The following is an 11,552-nucleotide window of genomic DNA, read 5'->3' on the forward strand; positions in this document are numbered from 1 at the left end:
CATCAAACAATGGCTCCGGCTGCGGGACACCACATGCACCTTCCCCGGCTGCACCAACCACACCCCCGACAACGACACCGACCACCTCAACCCCTGGCACCACGGCGGCACCACCGGAACCCACAACCTGGCCCAACTCTGCCCCCGACACCACCGCCTCAAACACCACAGCACCTGGACCCCCGACCCAGCCACCAAAAACAAACCACCCGGCTGGACCTCACCCACCGGCCGACACTACAAACCCGAACAACACGACCCCCAACCAACCCACTGGCCACCAGGAACCCTGCCGGCCAGAACTCATGCAATACCCATCCAATTCCACGGCGAACAGGCAGGCATTGAAGACCTCCCGCCATGGGAACCGGACGACGCCAACCTCATAGACCTCAGTGACCTGTCACCGGAAGACCCGCTCTGGGCAGAGTTCTTCGAGACGCCGTTTGCCCTGTCGGAGTGACGCCGGTCAGCTGAAGTGACACTGGGGCGACCCCGGTTCAGGGGATGCGACGCTGGGGGGGGACCTCGGTTCGGTCAGAGTGACGCCGGTCAGCTGAAGTGGCACTGGTGCCGATTCCGGTCAGCTGCGGTGCCGCTGGAGCAGCTAAGCCGGCATGCCCTACGGCTGCAGGCTCCTAGGCGAAGGACTCCAGCCCGACGCCGGCTGCCTCAAGCCCTGCCCTGATCCGGGCCGCCATCGCTACGGCGTCAGGAGTCCCACCGTGAATGCACAGGGAGTCCGGCCGGACCGCAATGACAGTTCCGTCCGCGGCCGCCACTTCGCCTCGCGTAGCCAGGCGAACAGCCCGTTCGACAACCGCATCGACGTCGTACAGGACGGCATCGTCCTCGGCAAGCGGCACCAGGCTGCCATCGGCGCGGTAGGCACGGTCGGCGAAGGCCTCGACGAACACCGGGTGCCCCGCTTCCTTGGCCTGCTTGAGCAGCTCCGAACCGGGGAAGCCCAGGATGGGCAGGCCGGGATCGTAGGCGTTGACGGCCGCCACCACGGCGGAGGCTTGCTCGGCGTCATGGATCACCGCTTCATACAGGGCTCCGTGAGGCTTGACGTAGTCCACAGAGGCACCCACCGCATGCGCTACGCCGTCGAGCGCCCCCAGTTGGTACAGCACGTCACCGAAGAGCTCATCAAAACTCATGTCCAGCGCGCGGCGGCCGTAGCCGGCCAGATCGCGGTAGCCGAGTTGGGCCCCGACGGTGACATCCAGTTCGTAGGCGGCCCTGCAGCTGTCCAGCATGGTGATGGGGTCACCGGCGTGGAGGCCGCACGCCACGTTTACGCTGGTGGCCACCTGGAACATCGCCGGATCGCCTCCTGCCGTCCAGGAGCCGAATGATTGCCCTACGTCAGCGTTGAGATCCAAGTGTGTTGCCTTCCAGCGTCAGGTTGTCCGGCGCGGCAGCGGCGGTCAGCTCGCCGGGAATGGTGTCCGGCATCGGCCCAAAAGCCTCGCGGGCGTTCCTGGCCACTGCGCGGCCCATCATGAGGTTACCGGCTCCACCCACAACAGCCCCTATCCCGAAGGGCAGGGCGCGGCCAAACAACGCAGTGCCCTGCCGCTTCAGGAGGTTCTTCAGGAAGGCCGACTGGATCCGCTTACGGACGCTCCCGAATCCCGGCACCACCATCGACTTGGACAGAACGCTCCCCCAGGCATTGCCTGCGCTGTTGCCGGCTGCCTGGCCGCTGAGGGTCCCCAGCAGCGCAGTGCCCTCTTCGCCGAGCATGATGGCCATGACCATGGTGCCGGCTTTCTCCGGGTTGGTCAGCCTGATGCCGTGCAGTTCAGCCAGCGACGTTGCGTAAAGGGCCGTGGCTTCCAGGAAGCCAACGGTGGCGGCCGCGGAAAGTCCCAGCGACGCCACGGTTCCAACGCCGGGGACGACGGCGGTGGCACCCACCAGGGCGCCTCCTCCGGCGACAGCCCGGAGGTAGTCGCGTTCTGCGATGTCCGCCAACTGCGCGGCTGTGGCCCGCGGATGCTTCTTCTGGAGCCTCCGGATGTAGCCCACCACCAATGGCCGCTGGATCTGCACGGCCTTCAGGAGCATGTTGTGAACGCCGGGCTTGGGCTTGCCCTGGGCGTCAAACATCGCGTTATGGGCGGTTTCCTGTGCGATACGGAGTGCGGGGTTGCTGCGCCGGGCCATGGTCACCTTCATTCAAATCGACCTGCAGCGCGTGGCTGCCGTGTCATCCCATCCTAAATGGATAAACACTAAGCATGCTTACACTTTTTGGGCCGGCTCTTCTGCGTCCGCGCGTTCGCCGCGGCGACCGGCGGCCTCGTCGGCCCGAAGCTCGGCACGGAAGACCTCGAAGCGGGCCAGGTGCGCGGGACGCCGCCGGAGAATGGCCCACGCCACGCCGAGGATGACGAACCAGGCGGGAGTCACCAGCAGGGCAGCGAGCGTGTCGGGCTGGGTGGTCAGGGCCCAGAGAACGAAGGCGAAGAACGCGTACACCACCCACACGGCGGGGATGCCACCGGGCATCTTGAACTTCGAGGCCGCGTGCAGGTGCGGGCGGCGACGCCGGAAGGAGATGTAGCTCGCGAGGATGATCGACCAGACAAAGACGAAGCAGACGGCCGACACGGTGGTCACCATTTCAAATGCCATGCCAACATCCTGGCCCGCATACATGAGTACGACGCCGGACAGCAGCAGGACGCAGGACAGGAACAGCGCGTTGCTGGGCACCTTCCTCGTGGAGAGCCGGCTGAAGACACCGGGGGCGTCGCCTTCCTGGGCCAGGCCGAAGACCATGCGGGACGTGGAGTAGATGCCGGAGTTCGCAGAGGACATCGCCGAAGTGAGGACCACCAGGTTGACCACCGTGGCCGCGGCGCCGAGGCCGGCCAGGGAGAACATCCCGATGAAGGGGCTGTGGCCGGCGGCGAACTGGGTCCACGGGGTGACTGCCATGAGGATGACCAGCGCGCCGACATAGAAGAGCAGCACGCGGACGGGGATGGCGTTGATGGCCCTGGGCAGCGTGCGCTCGGGATTCTTGGCCTCGGCGGCGGTGGTGCCCACCAGTTCGATGCCCACGAAGGCGAATACTGCAATCTGGAATCCGGCCACAAAGCCCATGAACTCATTGGGGAAGAACCCGCCATGGCTCCACAGGTTGGTGAAGCTAGCCGTGCCCGCGTCGCTCTGGAAACCGGTGAAGATCATGAAAAGTCCCACGATGATCAGGGCCGCGATGGCGACGATCTTGATGAGGGCGAACCAGAACTCTGTCTCGCCGAACGCCTTGACCGTGGCGAGGTTCAGCAGCAGCAGGATGCCCACCGTGGCCAGGCCCGGGATCCAAAGCGGCAGCGCCGGCCAAAGTTCTTTTGAGTACCCGGCGATGGCGATGACGTCCGCGATTCCGGTGATCACCCAGCAGAACCAGTACGTCCACCCGGTGAAGAAGCCTGCCCACGGACCCAGGAGGTCGGCGGCGAAATCACTGAAGGACTTGTAGTTCAGGTTGCTCAGCAGCAACTCGCCCATGGCCCGCATGACGAAGAAAAGCATGAAGCCGATGATCATGTACACGAAGATCACGGAAGGTCCGGCGGCGGAAATGGTCTTGCCGGAACCCATGAACAGGCCTGTGCCGATCGCGCCACCAATGGCGATGAGCTGGATATGCCGGTTGGTGAGTTGCCGTTCCAGGTGGGGAGGCCCGCTGCGGGCCGCCGTGGCAGCACCCTGGCCGCGGGCTGGTTCGCTGTTGGACGTGGGGGGATGAATCGCCATGAGGAACTCCATCGATAAAGCGGCTTTTGGGGCCGCAAAGATTTGGTTCCTCCCCGCTCTGTTGTGGACCTGAGAGTTTCCGCAGCCAAAGCCGCTTGCACCGTCGGTGAGCCAAGGTCATGCCCGGCTGCTTTCCAGAGTTGCCTGTCCGCGGCGGTACGTGGGCCTGAGAGTTTCCTGGGGAGGGTTTGCTCCTACGGCGCCTGCTGGGTGTACCCGGCAGGACTCTCCCGCCGCAGGTCGAAGGCGTATTCAGTTGGAGGTCGGCGGCTTTTTGGGCCGCCGCCGGGCATGCACGGGACAGGGCGCCGACTGGTAGGCCGCTCCGGATACGCTGAGCCAGCCACCGGCGGCGCCAATCCCGGGTTCAGTGTGGTGTCCGTCACGATCGAATGTCAAACCCCTTCCGACACAAGCGGGGAACGAAGGCCTCACGCGCCCAGTCAAGCCCCTCACCGAACCTGGCCGATTTGCCAATGACGGGTTCGTCCCGATACCTTGTGAGCCGAATCACCCACATTTGAATAAGCCTTTCGAGCTGTGACGGGAGAGTCCTCCCGGCGAATCACCGGGCAGGCGCCGTAGGAGCAAATCCTCCCCAGGAATCTCTCAGGCCCATGTACCGTCACGGCGAGGCGAATCTGGAAAGCAACCAGGCTCCGGCCTGGTTCACCGACGGTGCAAGCGGTCCCCTGCCACCAGCAGGCAACGCGGAATCTCTCAGGTCCAATACAGAGCGGGGAGGAACCCATCCCACGCCGTGCCACCCTGGCCGGCCAGACCTGGAGTTCCTCATGACGATTCAGTCGCTTCCAACATCGTTTGTTGACCGCCATATCGGCGCACGCCGCCAGGCCGACGTCGACACCATGCTCAAGGCCGTGGGCTACGACAGCCTTGATGGCCTGGTTGACGTGGCCGTCCCTGCGTCCATCCGCCAGGAAACTGCGCTGAACCTGACCGAAGCCCTCAGTGAGGTGGAGGTCCTGGCCGAGCTGCGCCGGATCGCCGGCCGGAACAAGACCGCCATCCAGATGATCGGCCAGGGCTACTACGACACCGTGACGCCGCCGGTGATCCGCCGCAACATCCTGGAATCCCCGGCCTGGTACACCGCCTACACGCCCTACCAGCCGGAAATCTCGCAGGGCCGGCTCGAGGCACTGCTGAACTTCCAGACCATGGTGCAGGACCTGACGGCGCTCCCGATAGCCAACGCTTCCTTGCTGGACGAGGCAACGGCGGTGGCCGAGGCCGTGCTGCTGATGCGCCGCGCCAACAAGTCCAAGGCAGCGAAGGACGGCAAGACGGTGCTCGACGCCGACTGCCTCCCCCAGACCATCGCCATCGTGCAGGGCCGCGCCGAGGCGCTCGGCTTCGAGGTGGAGGTCGCGGACTTATCCAAGGGCCTGCCGGAGGGTGCCATCAACGGTATCGTGCTGCAGCAGCCCGGCGCCTCCGGCCGCGTATGGGACCAGTCCGCCGTCATCACCGCTGCCAAGGACCGGGGCGCGCTGGTCACCGTGGCTGCGGACCTGCTGGCCCTGACACTGATCACACCTCCGGGCGAGCAGGGCGCGGACATTGCCGTCGGCTCCACCCAGCGTTTTGGCGTGCCGCTGTTCTTTGGGGGGCCGCACGCCGCCTACATGGCCGTCCAAAAGGGAATGGAACGTACCGTCCCGGGCAGGATCGTCGGCGTCTCCAAGGACAACGCCGGCACGCCTGGCTACCGGTTGGCCCTGCAGACCCGCGAGCAGCACATCCGCCGCGAGAAGGCCACGTCCAACATCTGCACCGCCCAGGCGCTGCTGGCCATCGTGTCCTCCTTCTACGCCGTTTACCACGGCCCCGACGGCCTGAAGGCGATCGCGGAAACGGCGCATGGCCACGCCCTTACCCTCGCCGCGGCGCTCAAGGCCGCCGGCCTGGACGTCCTGCACACTTCCTTCTTCGACACCCTGACGGTCCGTGTTGCCGGCCGTGCGTCAGCAGTGATTTCCGACGCCGAGGCCCGCGGCATCAACCTGCGGCCCATCGACGCCGACACCGTAGGCATCTCCCTCGACGAAACCACGACGCCGGCCATCGTCGCGCAGGTCGCCGACGTCTTCGGCGCCCCGGTTGCCGAGGTCCACGGCGAGGCCCAGGGTTTCGAACTGCCCGACGCCGTCGTGCGTTCCTCGGCCTATCTGCAGCATCCGGTGTTCAATACGCACCGGTCTGAAACCCAGTTGCTGCGTTACATCCGGAAGCTCTCGGACCGTGACCTGGCGCTGGACCGGACGATGATTCCGTTGGGTTCGTGCACGATGAAGTTGAACGCGACGGCCGAGATGGAGGCCATTTCCTGGCCGGAGTTCGCCTCGATCCACCCGTTCGCCCCGGACTCCCAGACCGAGGGCTGGCGCGAACTCATCGCCGGCCTGGAAGCGGACCTGGCCGAGATCACCGGGTATGACCAGGTCTCCATCCAGCCCAACGCCGGCTCGCAGGGCGAGCTCGCCGGGTTGCTCGCGATCCGCGGCTACCACCACTCCCGCGGCGAGCAGCAGCGCACCGTCTGCCTGATCCCAGCCTCGGCGCACGGCACCAACGCCGCCTCCGCCGTCCTCGCCGGCATGAAGGTCGTCGTCGTGGCCACCGCCGCTGACGGCACGATCGACCACGAGGACCTGACGGCCAAGATCGAGGCGAACCGGGACGTCCTGTCGGCCATCATGATCACCTACCCCTCCACCCACGGCGTCTACGATGGGGATGTCCGCGAAGTCTGTGACGCTGTGCACGCCGCCGGCGGCCAGGTCTACATCGACGGGGCCAACCTGAACGCCCTGGTAGGACTCGCCCAGCCGGGCCGGTTCGGCGGGGACGTCTCGCACCTGAACCTGCACAAGACCTTCTGCATCCCGCACGGCGGCGGGGGACCCGGCGTCGGGCCCGTTGCCGCGAAGGCGCACCTGGCACCGTTCATGCCGGGCGATGCGAACAAGGCGGCGCACGAGCCCGGGCATGGGGTGGCGATCTCGGCGTCCCGGTTCGGTTCGGCCGGGGTGCTGCCGATTTCGTGGGCGTACGTGAAGCTGATGGGCGGGCAGGGCCTGACCGAGGCCACCAAGTCCGCGCTGCTGGCCGCGAACTACGTCGCGTCCCGCCTGAACGAGTACTTCCCGGTCCTGTACACCGGCGAAGGCGGGCTGGTGGCGCACGAGTGTATCCTGGACCTGCGCGAACTCACGGCGAAGACCGGGGTCACGGCCGAGGACGTGGCCAAGCGGCTGATCGACTTCGGGTTCCACGCCCCCACCCTTTCGTTCCCTGTCGCGGGCACGCTGATGGTGGAGCCCACCGAGTCCGAGGACCTGGCCGAGATCGACCGCTTCATCGAGGCCATGATCACGATTCATGGCGAGATCCAGCAGGTGGCCAGCGGCGACATCACCCTGGAGGCATCCCCGGTGCGCAACGCACCCCACACGGCGGCCGCCGTCGTCAGCTCTGACTGGGACCGCGCCTACCCGCGGGAGCAGGCGGCCTTCCCCGTTGCCTCGCTCCGCCAGGACAAGTATTTCCCGCCCGTCGGCCGGATCGACGGCGCCGCCGGCGACCGGAACCTGGTCTGCTCCTGCCCGCCCCTCGAAGCGTTCGAGACTTCGACAAGCTCAATCACCGGATTGGAAGACTGATTCCCATGACCGAGAACTACACCGCTCTTTTCGAGCAGCACAAGAAGGCCGGGGCCTCATTCACGGACTTCGGCGGCTGGCAGATGCCGCTCAAGTACGAGTCTGAACTCGCGGAACACCACGCCGTCCGCAAGGCCGCCGGGCTGTTCGACCTCTCCCACATGGGAGAAGTCTGGGTGACCGGCCCCGAGGCCGCCGCGTTCCTGGACTACGCCCTGGTGGGCAAGATCTCCGCGGTCGCCATCGGCAAGGCAAAGTACTCGCTGATCTGCAACGAAGACGGCGGCATCATCGACGACCTCATTACCTACCGCCGGCCATCCCCCGAAGAAGGCGTTGACAGGTACCTGGTGGTGCCCAACGCGGGCAACGCCGCAGTGGTGGCCAAGGAACTCCTGGAACGCTCCGCCGCCTTCGACGTCACTGTGGAGGACGCCTCCGCCAACACCTCGCTGATCGCCGTCCAGGGACCGAATTCCGAAGCGATCCTCCTGACGCTGGTCCCGGCCGAACAGCACGCACTGCTCACCGGGCTCAAGTACTACGCCGCCGTGGAGGTGGGCATCGCCGTCAACGGCACGGTCCAAGACCTGCTCGTGGCCCGGACCGGGTACACCGGCGAGGACGGGTTCGAGATCTACGTTCCCAACCTGGACGCTCCCGCGCTGTGGGAGGCACTGCTCCAGGCCGGCGAAGGCTCCGGCCTGGTGCCCGCCGGCCTCGCCGCCCGCGACTCGCTCCGCCTCGAAGCCGGGATGCCGCTCTACGGCAACGAACTCTCCCGCTACGTCAACGCTTACGCGGCAGGCCTGGGCCCCGTGGTGTCGCTGGCCAAGGAAGGCGACTTCGTGGGCAAGGACGCCCTGGCAGCCATCAAGGCCGCCGGAGTCGGATCAACCATCGGGCAGAAGCTGGTGGGCCTCAAGGGTGCCGGACGCCGCGCCGGCCGCGCCCATTACCCCGTCCTTAAGGACGGAACCCTGGTGGGCGAAGTAACCTCCGGCCAGCCCTCCCCCACCCTCGGATACCCCATCGCCATGGCCTACGTCGAGGTCGAATTTGCTGAAGTCGGCACCGTCCTGGACATCGACCTCCGCGGAAAACCCGAGCGCTTCGAAGTGGTCCCCCTCCCGTTTTACAAGCGCCAGAAGTAGCTTCCGGGGCTGGGTTCGGCCAGGGGGCCGCACCCGCAGGAACCAACGCCCGCTCACTTCTTGCGGGCATCAACCCAACGCCCGCTCACTTCTTGCGGGAACCAACCCAACGCTTTCTCACTTTCTCAACACGAACCCAAGGAAACACACATGGCAAAAGTTGTAGCTGAACTGAAATACTCCGCCGAGCACGAATGGGTTGCTGTGGACGGATCCGGGCCTGCGGGGATCGGGATTTCCGCCGTGGCTGCCGACGCGTTGGGCGACATCGTCTACGTGGATCTGCCTGAGGTCGGCTCCATCGTCACGGCCGGCGAAACCTGCGGCGAGGTGGAATCCACCAAGTCCGTCTCCGACCTCTACGCCCCGGTCACCGGCGAGGTCACCGAGATCAACGACGGCGTGGTCTCGGACCCCGCCCTCATCAACAGCGATCCCTACGGTGCAGGCTGGCTCTTCAAGGTGTCCGTCACCGAGGAAGGCCCGCTCATGTCCGCCGAGGAATACGCCGCAGCAAACGGCGGCGAGCTGTGAGCGCCCCGGCAGAAGTGGGCGCCTTCGATCAGGTGGCCTCCCCCAGCCTGAACGCCGACCTGTCCGTCCTGGACCCTGAGGTTGCCGCCAGGATCGACGACGAGCTTGGCCGCCAGCGCGACGGCCTGGAAATGATCGCCTCCGAGAACCACACGGCCGCCGCCGTCATGCAGGCCCAAGGCTCAGTCCTGACCAACAAGTACGCTGAGGGCTACCCGGGCAAGCGCTACTACGGCGGCTGCGAACACGTCGACGTGATCGAGCAACTGGCGATCGACCGGGTGAAGGCCCTGTTCGGCGCGGCGTACGCCAACGTCCAGCCGCACTCCGGAGCCCAAGCCAACGCCTCCGTGATGCACGCCCTGATCAAGCCCGGCGATACCATCATGGGCCTGAACCTGGCGCACGGCGGCCACCTCACGCACGGCATGCGCATCAACTTCTCCGGCAAGCTCTACAACGTGGTGCCGTACCAGGTCCGGGAGGACACCCACACCATCGACATGGCCGAGGTGGAACGCCTGGCCCGGGAGCACAAGCCGCAGCTCATCGTGGCCGGCTGGTCCGCCTACGCCCGCCAGCTGGATTTCGCCGAGTTCCGCCGGATCGCCGATTCCGTGGGCGCGTACCTGATGGTGGACATGGCGCACTTCGCCGGGCTGGTCGCAGCAGGCCTGCACCCGAGCCCGGTGCCGCACGCGCACGTCACCACCTCCACCACGCACAAGACCCTCGCCGGTCCGCGCGGCGGGATCATCCTGAGCAACGACGCCGACATCGCCAAGAAGATCAACTCGGCAGTGTTCCCGGGACAGCAGGGCGGCCCGCTGGAACACGTCATCGCCGGCAAGGCGGTGGCCTTCAAGATCGCCGCCACCGAAGAGTTCCGCGAACGCCAGGAACGTGTGCTCGCCGGCGCGCGCCTGCTGGCAGAACGCCTGGTCCAGCCGGACGTTGTGGCAAAGGGCATCAGTGTGGTCTCCGGCGGCACCGACGTGCACCTGGTCCTTGTCGACCTGCGCAACTGCGAACTTGACGGACAGCAGGCCGAGGACCGGCTCGCCGCGATCGACATCACCGTCAACCGCAATGCCGTGCCCTTCGACCCGCGCCCGCCCATGGTCACCTCAGGCCTGCGCATCGGCACCCCGGCGCTGGCCACCCGCGGCTTCGGCGAGGACGCCTTCCGGGAGGTTGCGGACATCATCGCCGAGGCATTGACGGCCGACGCCGGCGCGGACCTTTCCGGGCTCCGTCACCGCGTCGAGGCCCTCGCCACAGCCCACCCGCTTTACCCAGGCATCGCGCCCCTGTCCTGACCCTGGTTCCGACAGGCTCAACGTACAGTCGTTGAGCCTGTCGGAGCGCCTTTCGAGCAAACAAAGGAAACTACCATGACATTGGCACCTGAAGGCCGGAAGATGCTGCGGATCGAGCAGCGCAATGCTGCCGTTCCGGTGGAGCGGAAGCCGGAATGGATCAAAGCCAAGGTCCAGATGGGCCCGGAGTTCGTCGGGCTGAAGAACCTGGTCAAAAAGGAAGGCCTGCACACCGTCTGTGAAGAGGCCGGCTGCCCGAACATCTTCGAATGCTGGGAAGACAAGGAAGCGACCTTCCTGATCGGCGGTTCCGAATGCACCCGCCGCTGCGACTTCTGCCAGATCGACACCGGCAAACCCTCCCCCGTGGACATGTTCGAACCCACCAAGGTGGCCCGCTCCGTCCAGTCCATGCAACTGCGCTACGCCACCGTCACCGGTGTGGCCCGCGACGACCTCGAAGACGAAGGCGTCTGGCTCTACGCCGAAACCGTCCGCAAGATCCACGAACTGAACCCCGGCACCGGCGTGGAACTGCTCATCCCCGACTTCTCCGGCAACCCCGACCACATCAAGGCGATCTGCGACTCCGCCCCCGAAGTCTTCGCCCACAACGTCGAAACCGTGCCCCGGATCTTCAAACGGATCCGGCCCGCGTTCCGCTACGACCGCTCCCTGGACGTCATCACCCAAGGCCGCAACCTGGGCATGGTCACCAAATCCAACCTCATCCTGGGCATGGGCGAAACCCGCGAGGAAATCTCCGAAGCCCTCCGCGACCTCCACGAAGCCGGCTGCGACCTGATCACCATCACCCAATACCTCCGCCCCTCCGAACGCCACCTCCCCGTGGACCGCTGGGTCAAACCCCATGAATTCGTGGACCTCCAGCACGAAGCCCAGGACATCGGCTTCCTCGGCGTCATGTCCGGCCCCCTGGTCCGCTCCTCCTACCGCGCCGGCCGCCTCTGGGCCACCGCCATGCGCAAAAAAGGCCGCGACATCCCCGCCGAACTCGCCCACATCGCCGACGGCATCCAAGACTCCGGCACCACCCGCCAGGAAGCCAGCACCCTCCT

At 66.1% G+C, this 11,552-nt stretch carries 8 protein-coding genes, 1 pseudogene and 3 riboswitches; of the genes and pseudogenes, 6 read left to right on the top strand and 3 right to left on the bottom strand.

Going from position 1 to position 11,552, the window contains the following annotated elements; all coding sequences use genetic code 11:
* Positions 1-463: pseudogene (locus C563_RS22720) on the top strand (HNH endonuclease); the annotation flags it as partial.
* A gap of 175 nt (positions 464-638) precedes the next feature.
* On the opposite strand, the gene C563_RS0120520 reads toward C563_RS22720, so the two are convergent.
* The 3 genes from C563_RS0120520 to cycA all read right to left on the bottom strand — a co-directional run bounded on the left by C563_RS0120520 (position 639) and on the right by cycA (position 3,780).
* Positions 639-1,388 (bottom strand): LamB/YcsF family protein, encoded by a 750-nt coding sequence (locus C563_RS0120520; protein ID WP_026265198.1) that lies wholly within the window; start codon positions 1,386-1,388, stop codon positions 639-641.
* Positions 1,372-2,175 carry a hypothetical protein gene (locus C563_RS0120525; RefSeq protein WP_018763955.1) on the bottom strand — a complete coding sequence of 268 codons (804 nt, stop codon included), beginning with the start codon at positions 2,173-2,175 and terminating at the stop codon, positions 1,372-1,374. The genes C563_RS0120520 and C563_RS0120525 overlap by 17 nt, the downstream gene beginning before the upstream one ends.
* Before the next feature lie 78 nt (positions 2,176-2,253).
* Positions 2,254-3,780, bottom strand: coding sequence for a D-serine/D-alanine/glycine transporter (gene cycA, locus C563_RS0120530; RefSeq protein WP_043424542.1), 1,527 nt, complete (start codon positions 3,778-3,780; stop codon positions 2,254-2,256).
* 48 nt (positions 3,781-3,828) lie between these two features.
* A riboswitch (glycine riboswitch) is annotated at positions 3,829-3,924 on the bottom strand.
* A riboswitch (glycine riboswitch) is annotated at positions 3,925-4,023 on the bottom strand.
* Positions 4,024-4,314: 291 nt separating this feature from the next.
* Positions 4,315-4,415, top strand: a riboswitch (glycine riboswitch).
* Positions 4,416-4,574: 159 nt separating this feature from the next.
* Between cycA and gcvP the strand changes: the two genes are divergently transcribed.
* From gcvP to lipA, 5 genes are all read left to right on the top strand, one after another.
* Entirely contained in the window at positions 4,575-7,466 is a 2,892-nt protein-coding gene (gene gcvP / locus C563_RS21760; protein WP_018763957.1) for an aminomethyl-transferring glycine dehydrogenase, read from the top strand.
* Between the two features lie 5 nt (positions 7,467-7,471).
* Positions 7,472-8,620 carry a glycine cleavage system aminomethyltransferase GcvT gene (gene gcvT / locus C563_RS0120540; protein ID WP_018763958.1) on the top strand — a complete coding sequence of 383 codons (1,149 nt, stop codon included), beginning with the start codon at positions 7,472-7,474 and terminating at the stop codon, positions 8,618-8,620.
* A gap of 150 nt (positions 8,621-8,770) precedes the next feature.
* Positions 8,771-9,154 carry a glycine cleavage system protein GcvH gene (gcvH, locus tag C563_RS0120545; protein ID WP_018763959.1) on the top strand — a complete coding sequence of 128 codons (384 nt, stop codon included), beginning with the start codon at positions 8,771-8,773 and terminating at the stop codon, positions 9,152-9,154.
* Positions 9,151-10,473 carry a serine hydroxymethyltransferase gene (gene glyA, locus C563_RS0120550; RefSeq protein WP_018763960.1) on the top strand — a complete coding sequence of 441 codons (1,323 nt, stop codon included), beginning with the start codon at positions 9,151-9,153 and terminating at the stop codon, positions 10,471-10,473. Before gcvH ends, glyA begins: the two co-directional genes overlap by 4 nt.
* Before the next feature lie 75 nt (positions 10,474-10,548).
* Positions 10,549-11,552 (top strand): lipoyl synthase (gene lipA, locus C563_RS0120555; protein ID WP_018763961.1); only part of this gene is annotated, 1,004 nt, incomplete at its 3' end.

Source organism: Arthrobacter sp. 135MFCol5.1 (assembly GCF_000374865.1).
Lineage (GTDB): Bacteria > Actinomycetota > Actinomycetes > Actinomycetales > Micrococcaceae > Arthrobacter.